This is a genomic window from Belliella filtrata (assembly GCF_022549775.1).
GTDB lineage: Bacteria > Bacteroidota > Bacteroidia > Cytophagales > Cyclobacteriaceae > Belliella > Belliella filtrata.
The window spans coordinates 18,225-38,315 of sequence record NZ_JAKZGP010000049.1 but is presented as its reverse complement, the minus strand read 5'-3'; the positions used below and the strand labels follow the sequence as shown (position 1 = coordinate 38,315).

Annotated in this window: 14 protein-coding genes; 5 read left to right on the top strand and 9 right to left on the bottom strand. The window is 39.2% G+C overall.

From position 1 onward, the window contains the following. Positions 1 to 563: 563 nt before the first annotated feature. On the top strand, positions 564 to 2,036 hold the full coding sequence (locus MM239_RS15855) for an SLC13 family permease (RefSeq protein WP_241349232.1): 1,473 nt from the start codon (positions 564 to 566) through the stop codon (positions 2,034 to 2,036). A 245-nt stretch (positions 2,037 to 2,281) separates the two neighbouring features. Here the strand turns inward: MM239_RS15855 and MM239_RS15850 are convergent, their stop codons facing one another. Both MM239_RS15850 and MM239_RS15845 read right to left on the bottom strand, forming a co-directional pair. Next, positions 2,282 to 2,779 (bottom strand): hypothetical protein, encoded by a 498-nt coding sequence (locus MM239_RS15850; protein WP_241349231.1) that lies wholly within the window; start codon positions 2,777 to 2,779, stop codon positions 2,282 to 2,284. A 13-nt stretch (positions 2,780 to 2,792) separates the two neighbouring features. Beyond that, entirely contained in the window at positions 2,793 to 3,899 is a 1,107-nt protein-coding gene (locus MM239_RS15845) for a ferredoxin--NADP reductase (protein ID WP_241349230.1), read from the bottom strand. Positions 3,900 to 4,352: 453 nt separating this feature from the next. Here MM239_RS15845 and purB point away from each other — a divergent pair, with 453 nt between their 5' ends. Continuing rightward, positions 4,353 to 5,699 (top strand): adenylosuccinate lyase, encoded by a 1,347-nt coding sequence (gene purB, locus MM239_RS15840; RefSeq protein WP_241349229.1) that lies wholly within the window; start codon positions 4,353 to 4,355, stop codon positions 5,697 to 5,699. Positions 5,700 to 5,729: 30 nt separating this feature from the next. Here the strand turns inward: purB and ctlX are convergent, their stop codons facing one another. Then, complete coding sequence (ctlX, locus tag MM239_RS15835) at positions 5,730 to 6,668, bottom strand: citrulline utilization hydrolase CtlX (protein ID WP_241349228.1); 939 nt, start codon at positions 6,666 to 6,668, stop codon at positions 5,730 to 5,732. Positions 6,669 to 6,922: 254 nt separating this feature from the next. On the opposite strand from ctlX, the gene katG reads away from it, so the two are divergent. Further along, positions 6,923 to 9,181, top strand: a complete 2,259-nt coding sequence (gene katG / locus MM239_RS15830; protein WP_317235642.1) for a catalase/peroxidase HPI — start codon at positions 6,923 to 6,925, stop codon at positions 9,179 to 9,181. Positions 9,182 to 9,316: 135 nt separating this feature from the next. On the opposite strand, the gene MM239_RS15825 is transcribed toward katG, so the two are convergent. The 6 genes from MM239_RS15825 to MM239_RS15800 all read right to left on the bottom strand — a co-directional run bounded on the left by MM239_RS15825 (position 9,317) and on the right by MM239_RS15800 (position 16,381). Continuing rightward, a complete protein-coding gene (locus MM239_RS15825; protein WP_241349227.1) occupies positions 9,317 to 10,474 on the bottom strand; it encodes a hypothetical protein in 1,158 nt (385 codons plus the stop codon). Then, a complete protein-coding gene (locus tag MM239_RS15820; RefSeq protein WP_241349226.1) occupies positions 10,471 to 11,655 on the bottom strand; it encodes a hypothetical protein in 1,185 nt (394 codons plus the stop codon). Before MM239_RS15820 ends, MM239_RS15825 begins: the two co-directional genes overlap by 4 nt. A 211-nt stretch (positions 11,656 to 11,866) precedes the next feature. Beyond that, entirely contained in the window at positions 11,867 to 12,934 is a 1,068-nt protein-coding gene (locus tag MM239_RS15815) for a DUF6340 family protein (protein ID WP_241349225.1), read from the bottom strand. Positions 12,935 to 13,000: 66 nt separating this feature from the next. Next, positions 13,001 to 13,714: a gluconate 2-dehydrogenase subunit 3 family protein gene (locus tag MM239_RS15810; RefSeq protein ID WP_241349224.1), complete on the bottom strand. Its 714-nt coding sequence runs from the start codon at positions 13,712 to 13,714 to the stop codon at positions 13,001 to 13,003. 10 nt (positions 13,715 to 13,724) lie between these two features. Next, a complete protein-coding gene (locus MM239_RS15805) occupies positions 13,725 to 15,467 on the bottom strand; it encodes a GMC oxidoreductase (RefSeq protein ID WP_241349223.1) in 1,743 nt (580 codons plus the stop codon). A 230-nt stretch (positions 15,468 to 15,697) separates the two neighbouring features. Continuing rightward, positions 15,698 to 16,381, bottom strand: a complete 684-nt coding sequence (locus MM239_RS15800) for an arylesterase (RefSeq protein ID WP_241349222.1) — start codon at positions 16,379 to 16,381, stop codon at positions 15,698 to 15,700. 490 nt (positions 16,382 to 16,871) lie between these two features. Here MM239_RS15800 and MM239_RS15795 point away from each other — a divergent pair, with 490 nt between their 5' ends. Together MM239_RS15795 and MM239_RS15790 are read left to right on the top strand one after the other, a co-directional pair. After that, the gene (locus MM239_RS15795; RefSeq protein ID WP_241349221.1) at positions 16,872 to 17,549 is read left to right on the top strand and encodes an ABC transporter ATP-binding protein; all 678 of its coding nucleotides are present in this window, start codon (positions 16,872 to 16,874) and stop codon (positions 17,547 to 17,549) included. Then, a complete protein-coding gene (locus MM239_RS15790; protein ID WP_241349233.1) occupies positions 17,542 to 20,067 on the top strand; it encodes an ABC transporter permease in 2,526 nt (841 codons plus the stop codon). The genes MM239_RS15795 and MM239_RS15790 overlap by 8 nt, the downstream gene beginning before the upstream one ends. Positions 20,068 to 20,091 lie beyond the last annotated feature (24 nt).

Here is a 20,091-nt window from a genome sequence, read left to right as displayed (position 1 = left end):
TATCTCTAGCAGGTGGGAAAACCTTGAGAGTACCATGGATTATTGTCTCAAACACCTTTATGCTTATCGACGCCAGATTCAAAGAAATTTAAACAGATCCCCAGAAACATGACAAAGTAGGGTTAATCAAAATATTATGAATTTATTCTCCAATTGGCGTTTTTCGGCACGCCCTAGTTGGTTAATAAATCTTACCTAACCCCACTTAAGGAATAATGCCTTGAGTTGGCTTGTTTTTTTGTTGAAATTTAGATTATTGTGAGTATGCTTAGAGTTTACTATACTCTTTATTTAAAATCACAGCAATCTAATTTGCCAAACATACCTATAAGTTGAACCTTTAGATAGAATTGCGCCCACGGGCTTTTGTTTTAGCATCAAGGTTAATTGATTTCGAAAAAATTCAATTAGTTTGGAGGGTTGAAAGTTTTCTAAAAGTATATTGGGTTCAAGGAGGGTTAATGATTGAAAGTAAGAAGATGCTCAAGGTATTTAGTTTTGGTAAGTTTTAATGATTAAGTTTTTTAACCATTTATTGATAACCTGACAAATTAGTAAAGACAATGAATAGATTGATCATCATGGTGCTAGGTCCACTGGTGTTTTTGATTTCCTTAACCATAGACCCCATTTGGGGTTTGACAGCTCCAGCTCAAGTAGTATTAGGGGCAACTTTTTGGATTGCTCTGTGGTGGGTGACCGAGGTGATTCCTATACCAGTGACATCTTTATTGCCCATTGTTTTGTTTCCACTTACAGGGATTTTAGAAGCGAAGAGTACTACGCTCAATTATGGAAATGAGATTGTTTTTTTATACCTAGGAGGGTTTTTGATTGCATTGAGTATAGAGAAGTGGAGCCTTCACAAGCGGATAGCGCTCAATATTTTGCTTCTTGTTGGGAATAGGCTAAGCCATATTGTCTTAGGTTTTATGATCGCTACGGCTTTACTTTCTATGTGGATATCCAATACTGCGACCAGTGTGATGATGCTCCCCATTGGGATAGCCATAGCAAATCAATTTGAAAGCTTCAAAGGAAATGGTAATCAAAACAAGAATCGATTTGGTATAGTGTTGATGTTCGGGATAGCCTATGGAGCTTCAATAGGTGGCTTGGCAACGTTGATTGGAACACCTCCGAACTTGGTGTTCCGCTCTATAGTATCCGAAATATATCAGGTCGAAATTAATTTTTTGGATTGGTTTATAGTGATGTTTCCCTTGAGTATGTTCTTGTTGTTTTTGACATGGTTTTATCTGGTCACAGTATATAAGGTGAAAAATGAAAGACATGAAGGAGGGAATGAAACTATCAAAGTAGAACTTGGAAAGCTAGGAAGTGTGTCCTATGAGGAAAAAATGGTAGCTGCAATTTTCCTGTTTACAGCATTTGGGTGGATTTCCAAATCTTGGCTTTTAGATCCGTTTATCGATGGGATTAGTGATACAGTGATTGCAATGGTTGGGGGGATTTTGATGTTTATTGTGCCAGGGAAAAATAAAAAACCGCTAATGGAGTGGAAAGATGCGATTAAGCTGCCATGGGATATCATACTTTTATTTGGAGGTGGTTTGGCATTGGCTGAAGGGTTCAAAGTTAGCGGATTGACTCTATGGGTAGGTAGTAATTTCACCTTGCTTGAAGGTGCTTCACTCATTTTGGTGATATTATTTATGGTAGCAGCGATCAATTTCCTGACCGAATTGACATCCAACTTGGCTACTACCACCATTATCTTACCGATTTTGGCAGCTTTGGCTACAAGTATGGACGTCCATCCTTATGGGATCATGATTGCGGCTACATTATCAGCTTCATGCGCATTTATGCTCCCAGTAGCTACTCCGCCCAATGCAGTGGTATTTAGCTCCGGCTATTTCACCATTCGGGACATGGCAAAAACAGGATTTGTGCTAAATGTGATTTCAATTTTGTTGATAACTTTATTTGTATACTACCTCCTTCCTTTGGTTTGGGGGATTGATTTGGGTAGTTTTCCAGAAGATTTTCGCTTACTTGATGCTAACTCTTAACGTTGAATTCTCATTTTTCTAAGCTTTAAAGCAATGATAAAAAGTCGTATTTAAGAGTCCAGCATATTACCTAACTGAACAAAATGTAATGTTTTAACCCCAATCCCAATGCTTCACTCTTAATTTACTTGATGACTTTTCAACGAAATAGAGGGGATTAAAACGCGTTTAAGGCAGGCCTCTGATATACAGTACAAGTTCTAAAGCTTCGAAAATAATAAATCAACCTACAATCTAAAATTCAATCAGCTTTCCTCTCTCGTCTTGATCCTGATCACCCGCTCTCTTTCCTCTCCTTTTAATCTCATGAGACGGACCATTCGATCAGGACTTGGTTTGCCTAGTGATAGAAGTGCTAAGGTGATGGCATAGGCAATGATGTAGCCGTTATTTTCGAAAAGGTATAGCCCAAGTGGACTAAGGATACTGCATAAAAGCAGAAGTTTTAACCTGTTCAAAGTAGCTGTTTTGTAAATACTTACTTTGTTTATCAATTCCATTGGCGCTTTAAGTGTTGCTTTTATAGCATTCTGGAAATTCAAGTAAGAAACAGCCAATACCGCATAAATACACCCCAATAATACATAGTCAATGATAATTGGTAGATCTGGTCTGTCAAGATCAAGGGTGTTGTTTTGTGAAATAAGGTAAACAATAGCAAAAACAGGAATGGCGCAAGCTATAATAATCAATGATGATTTTTCTAAGCTATGATATATTGGTCTTATAGGATCTTTTTCCAAGGTGATTTTATTCTTATTCTATAATGATTTTAATGTCACTACTAGCGGCTTTAGATGAACAACACAAGATATAGCCATCTGCAATTTCACCTGCACTGAGCCCTGCATCCTCGATCATGTCGACTTTTCCAGAGACTAACCTTCCTCTACATGCTGTGCAAAGGCCGCTTTGGCAGCTGTATGGCATGTCGACGTTATTGTCCAAGCCTGCCTCTAAGATTGTCTTATCAGGAGCTACTTCATAGGTATAGTCCTGACCCTCGACGTTCACAGTGATCTCTCTGGTCAGTGAAGGCCCGATCTCTCCACTAGCTTTCATGGCTGCTTCTTTCGCATCCAAATCACTGTAGAAGCTTTCTTCATGGATGATGGATTCAGGGATGTTTAGCTCTTTAAGTGTATTCAGTGTAGTACTCATTAGCCCTTCTGGCCCACATACAAAGTATCTTTTTTCTGATTTTGATGCATCTTCACTCCAGCTTAGTACTTCTTTGACCTTGGTAGAATCTAGCCGGCCTTTCATTCCAGTCCAGTCAGCGCTTGGTTGGCTGAGGTTGTGAATTACCTCGAGTTTTTCGGGATGCTGACTGGCAAGGAGATCTATGTTTTTCTTAAAAATAATTTGTTCTTCATTTCTTGAGCAGAAAAGTAAAGTCACTTTCGAGCTTGGCTCATTGATCAAGATTGATTTTATCAAACCCATGATCGGGGTGATTCCACTTCCGCCAGCGATCATAAAGTACTGGATGTTATTCTTCGAATGGAAATCTTTGGTGAAATTCCCCATTGGCTTCATGATCTCCATGGTTTTTCCTGGTCTCAACTGATCATTGAGGTAGTTAGATACTATGCCGCCAGAGACTCTCTTGACGGAGATTCCGGGAAATGGGTCTACAAATGGAGAAGTACATAAGCTGTAAGATCGCCTTTCTTCTTTGCCATTGATATCTAAAATAACCGTGATAAACTGTCCTGGCTTATAGTCCAGATAGGGTTCAGGTTGCTCAAAATATATGCTGACTGTGTCAGGAGTTTCTTTAACAATCTCTCTGATTTTTAACGATAAGTACTGATCACCTCTTGAAGGTTCAGATTTCTTTTTCTTAAATAAATTGAACATGCTTAGGATACTTTATACTGGTTCTCCAAATTAGGGTAGCTACTTTTTGTATGTATCTCTACCTACTCAACTTGAATATTAGCCTTTAGGTCAAACAACATAAAAACTCGAAACTGGTTTCATTTTCTATGGAAAATTATTGATTTGTACTAAAGAATGGTTATGAATCTTTATTCCGTGCAAAGTTACTAAAATCATTTTACCAATCAGGTATTCTTATCAAATTGACAAGGAAATCGCTTTTAACAATCCTTGAGCATAACAACCCTTCGAGGGTTAATCTTTTTCTAGGTCAATAGGTTTCAATTTTGTTAAATGATATTAATTCAATCTTGAACCCTCGAAGATTTCTTAAAGGCGATTTCTCTGATCAAATCGATTTTATTCTCAGTAGAGTAGCTGTTTTTGGGTATTATCGGCTAAATTTGCACACTCAAAACAAAAATTAAAATCATGAATCTTAGCCAACTGACAGCCGTCAGCTCTATAGACGGTAGGTATGGAAGCAAAACTGCACCATTGAGACCGTATTTTTCTGAATTTGCCCTGATTAAATATAGGGTACATGTAGAGGTGGAATATTTTATAGCTTTGTGTGAATTGCCTTTGCCTCAATTGAAGGGATTTGATAAAAGCTTGTTCATAGACCTCAGAGATGTGGTCAAGAATTTCTCCTTGGAAGATGCCGCACAGATCAAAGAAACAGAAAAAGTCACTAATCATGATGTGAAAGCTGTCGAGTACTTCTTGAAAGAGAAGTTTGATAGCTTGAATTTGAGTGAATTCAAGGAGTTTATCCATTTTGGATTGACTTCTCAAGATATCAACAATACAGCTACACCATTGATGCTAAAGGATGGGTTAGCGCAAGCTGTACTTCCATTGCTTGATCAAGTGATGAGTAATTTGAAAACTAGGGTAGAGGAGTGGAGAGATGTTTCTATGCTTGCCAAGACTCACGGTCAACCAGCTTCTCCTACCAAACTAGGGAAAGAATTTCAGGTTTTTGTGACTAGAGTGGAAAAGCAACTGGAACTCTTAGAGACAGTTCCTTATGCTGCAAAATTTGGGGGTGCTACAGGAAATATGAACGCGCACCATGTGGCATATCCAGAAATTGATTGGATGACTTTTGCTAATGGTTTTGTGGTTGACTATTTGGGATTAGTGAGAAGTTATCCAACTACCCAAATCGAGCATTATGACAATTTAGCGGCCTTATTTGATGGACTAAAAAGAATCAATACGATCCTTTTGGATCTTTCGAAGGACGTATGGCAATATGTCGCAATGAATTATTTCAAGCAAAAAATAAAAGCAGGGGAAATAGGTTCCTCAGCTATGCCGCATAAGGTAAATCCAATCGATTTTGAAAATGCTGAAGGCAACTTAGGGATTGCTAATGCGCTTTTTGATCACCTATCAGCCAAGCTACCAATCAGTAGGTTGCAGAGGGATTTGACTGATAGTACTGTTTTGCGTGTGATTGGTGTTCCTTTGGGACACATGCTTATTGCACTAGAATCTTTGGTGAAAGGTCTGAACAAACTAGAACTGAATCAAGCAGCCATAGACGCAGACTTGAATGAAAACTGGGCAGTAGTAGCAGAGGCTATTCAGACTGTCTTGAGAAGGGAGGGGTATCCGAAGCCTTATGAAGCTCTAAAAGACTTGACAAGAACCAATACCAAGATCACCGAGCAATCTATAGCGGATTTTATCGATCAGCTTCAAGTGAGTGATGCGATCAAAATCGAGCTGAAGAACATCAGCCCTTTCAATTACACAGGGTTGTTTTAATGGTTTTCAACTGAAAAGATTGCTTGTACATTAATCTTTTGGCAAGAAAATTTCAGCCATCATGCACCTGGCACTTCCACCGCCAATTTTTTCGATTGTGGGAATGTCAGGTGTTATTATTTTGGTGTATTTCAAAATGCTATTTTTTTGAGCCTTTGAAAGTGAATCATAGGCTGTTTGCGACATGATTGTAAATGATTGACCAGAAGTGTTTTTTACTTCCAGCATATTGCCTGCAAAGCTGAATTTTTGCTTAGCGGTGATTGGGATGATTTTTTTGCCACTTTGTTCTAGTGTTTCTTTCAACTTTAATTTTTCGGAAGAATGTTGCACGCTGTCCAAACAAACTACAGCTAATTGTGAACCCACATGCATCATGACATTGGTATGATAGATTGGAGAAGGGGTGCCCTCAATTAGTTGTGTAGCTTCAAAATCACATATTTCATAAGACAAGAGCCTAGCAAGGTATTGTAAAGGAATGTCTTGGGTTCTTATAGACTTACATGCATAAGCTATGTCGTTTACACGGTCAAATATAAGGCTTCCTGTGCCTTCAAGGAATTGATTGTCTTGCTCAAAAAAACTTAAATCTACCACTTCGTTTATTTTGAACCCCTCATGCATTAAGTTTTCAAAAATATCTTTTCGACGTTCTAATCGTCTGTTTTTCGAGAACATTGGATACAATATAACAGTCCCGTCTTGATGCGTGCTGAACCAATTATTTGGAAAAATAGCGTCAGATTTTGAGGGAATGTCAGTATCTGCTACCACAATCACTTCGATATCGTTGGCCCTAAGTAAACTGACAAAAGCATCAAATTCAGCTTGGGCGAGTTGATTGATTTCACTATCTCCTCTAGCGTCTTTTTGTTGATAAAAATTGTTCTCGGCAGTCTCTACATTGAAACCAAAGTTTGCAGGTCGTACCATGAGAATGGTGGAGGTGGTCTGAGCCTTATTCATAGGTTGAATTTTGATCTAAATTACCAAAAATCATGTCCAAAGCCTCAAGTTTTACATTTTTTTAAATGTTAATGATGTATCACATATCATTTTTGTCTAGATACACCTTTTTGTAAATCAGGACTTACGCGTCACTTGGAAATTGTTTGATAATATTTTTCAATTACAGATAGAAATTATCGATTTCTCTAATGATTCGATAGATAATACTTTTGTGATATCGAAAAGGTAATTAAAAACAATTAATATTTTATATGAAGAAGATTTGTTACACATGGCTACTACTGTTTAGCGTAGTAATTAGTGCGATTTCACAAGAGATGCCAACCCCTGATGGTTGGTCAGGAGCAACAAAAAAGAGCCCCTCTGCAAAGAAGGCTACTAGCAATATAGACTGGTGGCCAAATCAATTGAACTTGGGGATTCTCCGACAGCATTCTTCCTTGTCTAATCCTATGGGGGAGGAATTTGATTATGCAGCTGCATTCAATAGCCTAGATTATGATGCTTTGAAGCAGGATTTGAGAGACTTGATGACACATTCTCAAGATTGGTGGCCAGCGGATTTTGGGCACTATGGAGGGCTTTTTATCAGAATGGCTTGGCATAGTGCTGGAACATACCGAACAGGTGACGGTAGAGGAGGATCTAGGTCAGGACAGCAGCGATTTGCACCATTGAACAGCTGGCCTGACAATGGTAACTTGGACAAAGCCAGAAGGTTACTTTGGCCAATCAAACAAAAATACGGTAATAAAATATCTTGGGCAGACTTGATGGTTTTGACTGGGAATGTAGCTCTTGAGTCTATGGGTTTTGAGACTTTCGGGTTTGCAGGTGGTCGTGAAGATACTTGGGAGCCAGAGCTTGATGTATATTGGGGAAAGGAAAAAGAATGGCTTGGAGATGAGCGATACAGTAAAGGAAGAAAGCTAGAGAATCCTCTTGCAGCAGTTCAGATGGGATTGATCTATGTGAATCCAGAAGGTCCAAATGGTAATCCAGACCCAGTACTTGCAGCCCATGATATCAGAGAGACTTTCGGGAGAATGGGGATGAACGACGAGGAGACTGTTGCTTTGATAGCTGGAGGACATACGTTAGGCAAGACGCATGGAGCTGGTCCCGCTGATCATGTAGGGCCAGAACCAGAAGCTGCGGATATAGAAGAGCAAGGTTTCGGTTGGAAAAGTTCTTACAAATCAGGTAAAGGTGCTGATGCAATTACCTCAGGTCTTGAAGTGACATGGACTTCTACTCCAGCACAGTGGAGTCACGACTATTTGACATTTCTTTTCAAATATGACTGGGAACTCACCAAAAGTCCTGCTGGGGCTCATCAGTGGGTAGCCAAGGATGCTGGGAATATCATACCTGATGCCTTCGATGCTGAAAAGAAGCAGCCGCCATACATGTTGACCACTGATTTGTCGTTGAGATATGATCCTATTTATGAGAAAATATCGCGTAGGTTTTTAGAAGATCAAGATGCATTCAATAAGGCTTTTGCTAAAGCTTGGTTTAAACTTACACATAGAGATATGGGGCCAAACACGACTTATCTTGGTCCGGAAGCCCCTGATGAAGACTTGATCTGGCAAGATCCTGTACCAGCATTGAATCATCCAGTAATCAATGAAAGTGATATTCAAAATCTCAAAAAGCAGCTATTGAACAGTGGGTTGACTTCGGCGGAATTGGTAAACACAGCATGGGCATCCGCTTCTACTTACAGAGAATCTGATAGGAGAGGTGGGGCTAATGGTGCTAGAATAAGGCTTGAGCCTATGAGAAATTGGGAAGTGAATAACCCAACACAATTAACGAAAGTATTAGAGACTTTAGAGAAAATTCAAGAGCAATTTAACTCCAAGTCCAAAGATAGAAAGGTTTCCTTGGCCGACTTGATTGTTCTTGGTGGGACAGCAGCTGTAGAAAGTGCAGTATCGAACGCAGGCTTTGAATTCAATGTTCCTTTCAGCCCAGGACGTACAGATGCATCAGCTGAAATGACTGATATAGCTTCATTTGAGCTACTTGAGCCAATGGCGGATGGGTTTAGAAACTATTTGAAAACAAAGTATACTGTTTCTACAGAGGAGTTGTTAGTTGATAAAGCTCAGTTGTTAACCTTAACGGCACCTGAAATGACTGTCTTAGTAGGAGGTATGAGGACCTTAGGAGCCAACTTTGATGGATCAAATCATGGAGTATTTACGCAAGACAAAGAGAAGCTTACCAATGATTTTTTTGTGACCCTATTGGATATGAGTACTGAATGGAAGGCAGTAGATGAAGCAAAAGAGGTATTTGAAGGCAAAGATAGAGTTACTGGAGAAACCAAGTTTACGGCTACGAGAGCTGACTTGATCTTTGGTTCACATTCAGAACTACGAGCCTTGGCTGAGGTTTATGCACAGCAAGATAACCAAGAAAAGTTTGTCAAAGACTTTATCTCAGCTTGGGTAAAAGTTATGAACTTAGATCGCTTTGATCTGAAATATAAAAAATAGAAACAGGAGCAAGTTAAGGGAAAGATGGTTGATCCATTGTTGAGTCTAGGATTCGATAATGGATCAACTTTTTGTTTTATGGCTATCCCATTTAGGATGGCTATAGTTTTTGATTTGAATTATGAATCCTAACTTTCACCCCCTTGTTTTTTTGACTAGTTTTAGCTCATAGATGGTGACCATATCTGGTTCATACTCGATTTCATTTAAGACCTGAAGTGCCCAAATTCGCCCTTTGGCATCTACTCGTGCAACTCTAAACCTGTTAGATACATCGCTTGGGAGACTATATGAACCATCAGACTCACGCACCATTAGTTTTTCTTTATCAAGTTGTAGCACCTTCATATACTTTTCATCATCTGGTGTCTCTGGTCCTGGAAGTTGATCTAGTTTCAAGCCCGATCGATAAATTATCAGATGCTGATTGTTGACCTTCAAGAATTGAGAAATTCCACCAGGTCTGTCTGTTGGTGTTTCGTAATCTTGCCTACCATCAATAGCGTATCCTTTGTTCATGATAAACTTATCGAAAGGAATAGTTTCGGACATGAAAGTTGAATCATCTAACTGAAACTGATAAAAACGTGTATCTTCTTTATGAACAAATGTGATCTGATTTTTATCTACTTGAAACAAAGGTTTGATAAAGTCATGTGCTTCTTCACCTTTGGCATATCTACTATCTACATGAAGTGGAATTATGGGGAGAAATTCCTCATCTTCAAGGTCAATGATATCTAAGGTATTGTATTCTCTGTAATATGCTTTTGAATTGGAATGAGCGTTGGCTTGAGGACCACCAGTAAATGCTATAAGGGTCTTTTTGCCACCAATTTCTCCAGGTTGTAAATGATCAAAACCTAAATATATCATGCCACTACTAGGGTAGCTTTTTTTGAAATTTTTCAGCAGGTTAAACTGATGGTCATAGAAATTAACTACAGATCTCCCTAAAATTGCAATTTTATCATCAAAGAAAGTGGAGCCTAAATTTAGTTGACCGAATGCATCAGGTGCATCAGATGGTTTTTCAAAGGATGATATAATTTCTCCAGCTTTATTGACAAGAAAAACATGTCCATGATCATTGCCCATAAAGAGAAATAGTTCCTGATCCGAGTTGACACTGAGCAACTCAAGGTTTCCTAGATAATCTATCATCAAGGAATCTACAATCTCTAGGTCATAGTAAAGTTGTGATTCTTCTAGGGCTGTGTCTGTATTTGATTGTGAACAACCATAAGTTAGTATGGACAGGAACAATCCTATAATTACCTTATTTTTCGTCATTGAGATACAAGTTTGGCTTTGTAAATCAATTCATAATCCAACTCTTCTTCTTGATTGTAGGCTAGCCAAAATGCACCCTGGTTGTCAACAAAAGAGATTCTCCATGCTTTGTCAGGGAAATTGAGAGGAGTTAGATTTCCTTCTGAATCTACTACTGCATATTTCTTTTTGTTTTTCTGAAATACACTAGAGAACAATACATTGGGATCCGAATTTTCAGCTTCCAAGTCACTAAACTCACTTTCCGAAAGTCCGGAAGAATATTCAATGATGATTTTTTCATCCTGAACAAAAATCTGTTCAATACCACCATATGAAAAATCACGAGGAATGATCATGATATTTCCAAAATCAGCTTTTGACGGGTCTAACCCTTTCTTTAATTCAAATTTATCTGTATTTACCGTAATGGAGGCTGTAGGTGTGTCCAAGTTTTCTAAGCTATAGATATATATTTTCGGATCATTTTTGAAGGCAAGGTAAAACTTGTTTTTGTGAACCCTCATGGCAGGCATGATAGCCATTACATCATGAATTTCATCTTGATTGTTGAACCTGGATTCTTCAGGGAAAGTAATAATTCCCTTAAAATCCCCCTCTTTTAAATCGATCAATTCTAGCTGAGTAGCTTCTGGGTTGATATAATAGTTCATTTTCTCGTCTCTACCCATCAAGTGAACAATGGCTTTGTCCTCTCCAATGAAAAGTAAGTTGTCAGCGTCAGCTTGGATGAAAGATACATTTGACGGGAAGTCTGGAGATGCTTTTCTAGTCTGATTTCCTTCATAATCAAAAGCTGAAATACCTTTACGGCCCATTATAGCCCATTCATTTGACTTGGTGAATTGTGGTCTTGATAGTGCGGAAGATCCTATTGCATCTGGTTGATCTCCTGTTTTGTTGAATGAATTCAAGATTTCCCCATCGGAAGAAATCAACAAAATATCCTTCTTTTGCCAATCAGAAACTAGGAAGTGCTCACCGTCTTGACTGATAGCTGACCAATTGACTTCTCCTAAGTAGTCCACCATGACAGAATCTATGATTTCAAATGTATAAACATTTACTTCTTGATTTTCTTTTTGGTCTTGTTCACTTGATTTACCACAGCTTGTAAAGAGAAAAAGACCTAAAGAGAAAAATATGAACAATCGGGTCGAGAATAAAGTTGAGTTTTCCATTATTTTAGGATGCGTTTTTTATGATATTTTTTTGATTGTCCATTCAGTATATCTACAGTGTGATCCAAGCAAAAGAATTGAATATCAATAGGCGAAGAATATGGTTTAATAGATTCTTGAATATAACGAAAAAAATAAAAAATGAAAATTGCATCAAGGTGATTCATTACAACTTGATGCAAAAAACAATATGATTATCGGTAATTTTGATTTAAAAATCTCTTTTCAATTGCTGTCTTAGTCGGTCTTCCTGCATGATTCTGGTATTCAATTGATCTGCATAGTTGCGACCTTGTTTCAATCCGTAAGAGGTGTAGGCCCTACCAGCCCAAAACTTGGCGGCTTCAAGTTCACCCAGTACTTCATATCCCACAGCGATATTATAGCATATTCTTCCACCTTCTTTTTCACTTACTGAGTTGTTCAAACCATCCTTCCATACATCTATGGCTTCCTCCCATTGATTGATCTCCCCATGCCTAGCACCCAGCACCAAAGCTGTATTGCTTTTAGGTTTTTGAAATATTGTCCTATTGATATTAAGGTACATCGGGGCGATTCTATGGGCATAGCTTGTGCCTGCTACTTGACCTACATATTGAGTTGCTTTTGCTTTGTCGATCATCAGAGCCAGAGCTTGGGCTTTAGTTTCTGCTTCAGCCGACCATAGATTAGTCTTTTCAAAGTCTCTTTGATCAGTGATGTTTTTATTTTGAGGATCGTACAACCTGAAACCAACTTTGACTGAAGCAACACCTTCAGCATAAATTCCTTGAACCTCCACAGTTCTGGAATTTCTTCCTTCTCCTTCAGTTTTCTTGATAAGTTGTCTCTTGTCTGTTACAATAAAGTCTGAGCTGAATTTTTCTAAAGCCAATACACCATCCGCATCGTATTCCTTGCATAATGCTTCTATTTGAGACCAAGTAAGAGGTGCAGGAAAAGTATGAGCAAAAAGCCCTCCTCGAAGTCTTTCCCTGGCTCTGATTACTTCAAATCTTGGCGAGGTATTAAGCTCTTGCTGTACAGAGGTAATGGTGGCTTCTACTGCATTACGCACTTCAAAAGGTACTTCTCCACTAATCAGCCCCTCCAGTGCGGCAAGTCCATCATTAAGAGGAGCTGTGCGATCTACTATCAAAAGTCTCTGAACATGATTAGGGATGTCAATTTCAGCTGGCATTAGCCTAGACATGTTTACATTTTTGGTGCAACTTGCCAATGCTAGGAAGAATAATAAGGGCAAAAAGATGTTTTTGATAGTGATCAGCTTTCTCATAAATTAGTTTAAGAACGCAAAATTAAAAAAGCCACTGAATACCAGTGGCTTTTTTATCAAATTATTTTAAGCTTTTCGAATGATATTGCCTTCAGCATCCCATTCTGCTAGCTGTCCACGCTCTTCAGGCTTGAGGTAGATGTCAATGTATTTTTCTGGTAATTCAAAACCATGAGCTTTCATAATATGGTCTGGTACACCATCCCATACATTAGGTCTGTTGCCTACATAGCCCAAATATTTGAACCCAGGCTCTGTAGTGAAGAATCCAGTGGCTGTCAAATTCCTGACCATATTGAAAAACATCACACCGCCAATATGTTCTGGTTTAGCTTTGTCTGGCCATGCGATTTCGTCGATGATTTTCATCCTGTCAGTCTCATTAAGATCAAGAAATGCTTTGTCAAAATGATCTACACTGTAATGGTCTAGCCATAATAGGCCTCCTCGCATAGGAATTTTGTATGCGGGATAATCTTTCATCATAAACTCAATGAAATCTACTACGCCCACTTCAGTGGCGCTTGGAGACTCAGCATCAGCTGGTATAATTATGTCAGCTAATACGGCTAGTTTTTTCTTTTCCTCTTCTGTAAGAAATACTTCGGAAAGAAGTCTTTGGTCGATGATAATCTCATCATCTGAACGGCCACCTACTGTTCCTCCAGGGTTTACAGGAGAAAGCGCAGCTTGTTTCTCTTCCGGGGTACAGTTGGTAAGTAAAAATCCTGAAGCCAAGGCTCCAGTGAAAAGGAGTTTGAGGTTTTCTCTTCTGTTCATGGTCTTGGATTTAGATGTTTTTCTTCTTCAGTTCTGAAACGATAAAATCGGAAGTTCTCCAGCTCAAAGCCAAAATTGTCCATGTAGGGTTTTTATCAGCTTGAGAGACAAATGGACCAGCATCTACAACAAACAAGTTATTGCAATCATGAGCTTGACAGTTACTATTGAGTACGGATGTTTCTGGGTTGTCCCCCATTCTCGTAGTACCCACTTCATGGATGATTCTTCCTGGAGTAGCTAGGCCATACAAAGATTCAGGACCAGGCTTGCTACCTAGAAGTGTACCACCAGCATTGGTGATAATTTCTTCAAAAGTCTCATGCATATGCTTGGCTTGTAGAATCTCATCTTGTGTCCACTGATAGTTGAATCTCAACACTGGAATACCATATTTATCCACTACAGTAGGGTCTATTTCACAATAATTCGTGTATTGCGGTACACTTTCACCTCTACCAGACATACCTAAAGTGGATCCTTGAATCCTTCGAATGTCTTTTTTCAAGCCTTCACCATATCCACCGTTAGGGCTTGGGTTACCAAACTCATCTTTGAGGTGCTTTCTCATGGTGTCCATTGCAAATCCAACTCCGTATGAAGGCATTCCCATCCCTCCCCAATACTCTATATGATATCCACGAGCAAAATCTAATTTCTTATTGTCAAGCCACCATGGGGTATAGACGTGCATACCACCGACACCATCTTCATTGTAACGCTCTCTTTCCATCAACTCTGGGAGGATTCCCATTCTGTCAGCTCCAGTGGAATCATGTAGATACCTTCCGACCATACCCGTGCTGTTTCCGATTCCATTTGGATGAGATTTGGACTTGGAGTTGAGCATGATACGGGCTGATTCACATGCTGAGGCACCAAGAACCACTACCCTTGACTTAAGCTTGTACTCTTTCAAGTCCACTTTACTTATAAAAGAAACTCCAGTAGCTTTTCCTTGATCGTCAGTAGTCACTTTTCTTACCATGGAATTGGTAAAAAGATCTACCTTACCCTTTTTCATCGCAGGATGCACAAGACATGTTCCCGAAGAGAAGTCAGCATAGGCTTGACAAGCTCTATTACATTGGTTGCAAAAGAAGCAAACCCCTCTTTCGTTATTTATTGGCCTTGTAAGCACAGAAAGTCTAGAAGGAAGCACTGGAATATTTGCTTTTTTGGCACCTTTCATCATGTACATTTCATGAAGACGCGGCTTAGGAGGAGGTAGGAAAAAACCATCTGGCTCATTTCTCCAGCCTTCTTTGGATCCAAAGACCCCAATCAATTTGTCTACTTTGTCGTAGTATGGTTTAAGATCATCGTAGCCTATTGGCCAGTTGTCACCAAGGCCGTCTATGTTTTTTCTTTTGAAATCATCTGGGCCAAAACGAAGCGATATCCTTCCCCAATGATTGGTTCTTCCACCTACCATTCTAGACCTGAACCAATCGAATTTTGTTCCTCTGGTAAAAGTGTAAGGCTCACCCTCAATGTCCCAGCCACCAATGGCAGCGTCAAAATCTCCAAATGGTCTTACTCTTGTGCTGTTTCCTCTTCTTGGGGATTCCCATGGAAATCTTAATTGGGTTCTATCTTCGTCTTTTGCTGGATCAAAGTCCGCTCCAGCTTCTACTACTGCTACTGAAAGACCAGCTTCTGATAAAATTTTGGAAGCCATCCCGCCTCCAGCTCCAGAGCCTACTATGATTACATCATAAGGCTCTGCTGTAGATTTGATTTCAAAACTCATGTACTCAATTTTTAAGGGGTTATTGTTCGTAAGATTAATAAATTTTCTTTGGATTTAGAGGATTCTTTCACCACGATCCTTCTTTTTTGAGAGGAATTCTTGATGAATGGTAAAAATGATGCAAAATTTGGAATTATCCAAGCTAAAAGGTTTTAGTTTTTTGTAAGTTTATAAACCCTTTCTTTGGTAAAGCTTGAGTGTTTTTGAGTATAGGTCAGGGAATTTCTATGCTACAATTTCTCCTCAATATAAGGCCAGATGTTTTGAAAGACTATTTGGTGTCCTTCGGCAGTTGGGTGAATGCCATCAGGGAGATTAAGGTCTGGATCTCCAGCCACTCCTTCTAGTAAGAATGGAATCAAGGTGACTTTTTCTTCCTCGGCTACCTGTGGATACATTTGTCTGAATTCTTCTGAATATTCTTTTCCCATATTAGGCGGGATTTGCATGCCTGCTAGGATGATTTTTGTATCTGGATACCTAGACCTTACCATTTCAATGATGCTTTTGAGGTTTCTCTTTGTTTCTGATAAGTTTATTCCCCTCAAGCCATCATTTCCTCCTAGCTCTAATACGAAAATGTATGGTTCATCTTCCAAAAACCAATCTAATCTACTAAGACCACTTGCAGTAGTTTCTCCCGAAAGTCCTCCGTTGATTACCTTATAGGGTAATTTCAAAGCATCAATTCTCGAAGCTACTAGTCCAGGAAATGACTCTTCTGCTTCTATTCCATAGCCTGCAGATAAGCTGTTTCCAAAGAATAGAATTACTTTTTTTTCTTCAATCGTGTTGGCTACAGCTTCTTGGTAGTCTTCAGATTGCTTTTCTTTTGATGAGTTGCTACTGCAAGATGTGGTAAAGAAGACGCCTACTAGGAGGGCTAAGGAAAAGTAAGTTCTTAATAAATTCATATTTATTTATCGATTATTTGTGATCAAGCTAATTCGTTTTTTAATAGTGCAAGGGAAATCACCTTTAGGAAAATGTTCGAGGGTTCAAGCTAAAATTAATGTCATTTTATCAAAATAGATCCATGGTCTTAAAAAAAATTAACCCTCGAAGGATTGCTTTGTTTTGAGATTGTTAAATCGATTTCTTTGATAAAAGAGTAGCTTGAATTTTGTGACTAGTTTTGATTTGTTCCATTATCCATGAATCACAGGATTTGGGTAAATCGGGTTTTCAATTTTTTTTAAATACTGTGCTGATATGTTGTTGATGGTATAAGTGTAATATCAATAAATATTGATACAGTTCACTTCTTGTCAACGATCTGATAGCATTGTCGTTTCAAAATTGCTAATAAATAGATAATCCTACTATCTTTATTTCTTTATGTAGCATCCGAAATTTAAAATGCCTCGTTTAAGCTTCTCATACCTGTAAAGTAATCAATATTTCATGAGCATACTAACTGTAAATAATGTTTCCAAGACCTATCAAAGTGGAAGCAAAAGCCTAACTGTACTAGATCAAGTTAATTTTGAAATTCAAGAGGGAGAGAAAATAGCTATTGTTGGTCCTTCGGGTTCAGGGAAAACTACGCTCCTTGGATTATGTGCAGGTTTAGATACGGCATCTACGGGCTCTATCATATTGAATGGGCACATTTTTGAGAAGTTGAATGAAGATGAGAGAGCGGCTGTCAGAAGTCGTTCGATTGGGTTTGTGTTTCAGAACTTCCAACTCTTGCCCACCTTGACAGCTTTGGAGAATGTTATGGTTCCTCTGGAGCTGAAAAAGCGAAAAGATGCTAAAGAGAAAGCTATGGAGCTATTGGAGAAAGTAGGTTTAAAAGATAGGGTGACGCATTACCCTACACAACTGTCAGGAGGCGAGCAGCAGCGGGTTTCTATTGCCCGTGCCTTTGCCAATGAGCCAAAGATTTTATTTGCAGATGAGCCAACAGGTAATTTGGATACAGATACAGGGGAATTGATAGAAAACCTGATTTTTGATTTGAATAAAGCCCAAGGTACCACCTTGATTCTGGTAACTCATGATACTGATCTTGCTCAAAAAACAGACCGTATAATCTATATCAAAGGTGGTAAAATTCAGGAGGAAAGCCATGGGTAGTTTTGCTTGGGTTTGGAGTATGGCCTTGCGAGATTTCCGCAAGAACTTCTCTCGTCTGACACTCTTTGTTTCATCTATGATAGTAGGAATTGCTGCATTGGTGGCAATCAGTTCTTTTGGAGACAACCTGAAGTCTGATATAGAAAATCAATCTAAGGAGCTTGTAGGTGCAGATTTGGTTATTGAAAATAATAAGTCTCTAGGAGCTCAACCTACAGATTCGATTGCAATAGATCAAGCAGATGAAATCAATTTCGCCAGCATGGTTTTGTTTCCCAAATCTGGAGATTCTAGGCTTACTCAAGTCAGGATGCTTGAGGGGGATTTCCCATTCTATGGTGTTTTGGAAACCATTCCTGAAGATGCCCCTGATGCGTTTAGATCTGGTGGGAGAAAAGCACTCGTAGAGAAAGTGCTGATGGCACAGTTTGATGCCGTAGTAGGTGATAGCATCAAGGTAGGTGATTTGACTTTTGAAATCGTTGGTGAGCTACAAAAAGTACCAGGTCAGACTGGGATTACGGCTACAGTCGCACCTGCGGTTTATATTCCATTGGCGTATGGAGAGGCCACGGGATTGATTCAGTTTGGCAGCAGGTTACGTTATGTAAGGTATTATCAATTTGAAGATGGTATCGATGTAGATGAAGTGGTTAAGCCATTTGAAGCTCAATGGGAGGAAGATAAAGTAAGTGTAGATACGGTGGAAGAAAGAAGGAAGCGGACAGGGCGGTCTTTTGATAATTTGGCTAGCTTCCTAAGCTTGGTGGCATTTATAGCTTTGCTACTTGGTTGTGTGGGTGTAGCGAGTGCGGTGAATGTGTTTGTAAAAGAAAAACTACCTTCTGTAGCTGTTTTAAGGTGTCTGGGAGTTTCTTCTTGGCAAGCGCTTCAGATTTACATGCTCCAAATTTTGATTATGGGATTTTTCGGAGCCGTAGTCGGAGCTGCGCTTGGTTCTGCCCTTCAGTTTGTCTTGCCAGTAGTGTTTGCTGATTTTCTTCCTGTGGAGGTGAGTGTTTCTCTATCATGGAAAAGCATAGGAATGGGTGTTTTAACAGGCTTATTGGTGGCTTTCCTTTTTGCTTTATTGCCCTTGCTGAAAATGCGAAAAGTATCTCCAATGGCAACTTTGAGACCAGATGAAGGAGAAATAAAAGTAAGTAGCGACCCTTTGAGGTGGTTGGTGATCTTGGGAATTCTTTTGTTTGTCTTTGGCTTTAGTTTTAGCCTTTTAGGAGATTGGAAAGCGGCACTTGGTTTTACGGGTTTTGTTATATTTTCATTTGGAGTATTGTGGTCTGTTGCTTTGTTGGTCATGTGGGCTATCAAGAAATTCTTACCGATTAGTTTGAGTTATCCCATCAGGCAATCTTTGGCAAACTTGTATAGACCAAACAATCAGACTACTTCTTTGATAGCTACCATTGGCTTGGGGACAGCCATGATCAGTACTTTGTTTTTTGTACAAGGACAGTTGCTTGAAGAGGCGAAGTTCGCTGATAAGGAAGATCAACCCAACATGTTGCTTTTTGATATACAAGATCATCAAATCGATGCTGTAGTGCAAAGAGTCAAGTCTGAAGGAATACCAGTACTTCAGCAAGTACCCATAGTCACTATTGGTCTGGAGTCTATCAATGGACTTACCAAAGCGGCAAACGATACCCTGCCAGATGAAGACAAGAGATCCAGGGGATTGTATAATAGAGAGTTTAGAGTTACATACAGAGACACATTGATTTCTTCGGAAAGATTAGTGAAAGGGGCTTTGAGAAAAGTTGATAGCCCGAGTGATAGTATATTTGTTTCTTTTGATCAAAGTTACGCTTTGAGGACTGGGCTTTCGCTTGGTGATGAGATTATATTCAATGTGCAAGGAAGGCCAATCAAGACTTACATAGGAAGTTTTAGAGAGGTGAAGTTCAATCAAGTTTCTACAAACTTCTTAGTATTGTTTCCCGAAGGTGTCCTGGAGCGTGCTCCTAAGTTTCACGTAGTAATTACCAAAACCAAAAATGATAGGCAGGCTGCTCAGGTCCAGTCAAATATAGTGAGGTCATTCCCTAATGTTTCTGTGGTCAATCTTGGCGCTATAGTGGAGACCTTAGAAGAAATTCTAGGTAAAATTAGCTTTGTGATTCAGTTCATGGCATTCTTTAGCATAGCCACTGGGATATTGGTGTTGGTGAGTTCTTTGATCATAAGCAAATATCAAAGAATGCGTGAGAGTATTCTCTTACGTACCTTGGGAGCAGATAGTGCTACAGTAAGAAAAATCAATACCTTGGAGTATTTCTTTTTAGGTTCATTGGCATCATTGAGCGGGATTTTACTTTCATTCTTGGCTACTTTCTTGTTGAGTAAGTTTGTTTTCAATTTACCTTTCAGAGGGGCTTATGAGGAAGCATTGGTTGTCTATTTAAGCCTGACTTTGTTGACCATTGTCTTAGGCTGGCTAAATGGCCGGCAGGTTATCAATAAGCCGCCCATGGAGATTCTTAGAAGCAATGGTTGATGATTAAGTTACTTTGCTGTTATT

Coding starts and splice junctions, on each gene's coding strand:
- MM239_RS15855 (WP_241349232.1), top strand. CDS start 564: ATGAATAGATTGATCATCATGGTGCTAGGTCCACTGGTGTTTTTGATT.
- MM239_RS15845 (WP_241349230.1), bottom strand. CDS start 3,899: ATGTTCAATTTATTTAAGAAAAAGAAATCTGAACCTTCAAGAGGTGAT.
- purB (WP_241349229.1), top strand. CDS start 4,353: ATGAATCTTAGCCAACTGACAGCCGTCAGCTCTATAGACGGTAGGTAT.
- ctlX (WP_241349228.1), bottom strand. CDS start 6,668: ATGAATAAGGCTCAGACCACCTCCACCATTCTCATGGTACGACCTGCA.
- katG (WP_317235642.1), top strand. CDS start 6,923: ATGAAGAAGATTTGTTACACATGGCTACTACTGTTTAGCGTAGTAATT.
- MM239_RS15825 (WP_241349227.1), bottom strand. CDS start 10,474: ATGACGAAAAATAAGGTAATTATAGGATTGTTCCTGTCCATACTAACT.
- MM239_RS15820 (WP_241349226.1), bottom strand. CDS start 11,655: ATGGAAAACTCAACTTTATTCTCGACCCGATTGTTCATATTTTTCTCT.
- MM239_RS15815 (WP_241349225.1), bottom strand. CDS start 12,934: ATGAGAAAGCTGATCACTATCAAAAACATCTTTTTGCCCTTATTATTC.
- MM239_RS15810 (WP_241349224.1), bottom strand. CDS start 13,714: ATGAACAGAAGAGAAAACCTCAAACTCCTTTTCACTGGAGCCTTGGCT.
- MM239_RS15805 (WP_241349223.1), bottom strand. CDS start 15,467: ATGAGTTTTGAAATCAAATCTACAGCAGAGCCTTATGATGTAATCATA.
- MM239_RS15800 (WP_241349222.1), bottom strand. CDS start 16,381: ATGAATTTATTAAGAACTTACTTTTCCTTAGCCCTCCTAGTAGGCGTC.
- MM239_RS15795 (WP_241349221.1), top strand. CDS start 16,872: ATGAGCATACTAACTGTAAATAATGTTTCCAAGACCTATCAAAGTGGA.
- MM239_RS15790 (WP_241349233.1), top strand. CDS start 17,542: ATGGGTAGTTTTGCTTGGGTTTGGAGTATGGCCTTGCGAGATTTCCGC.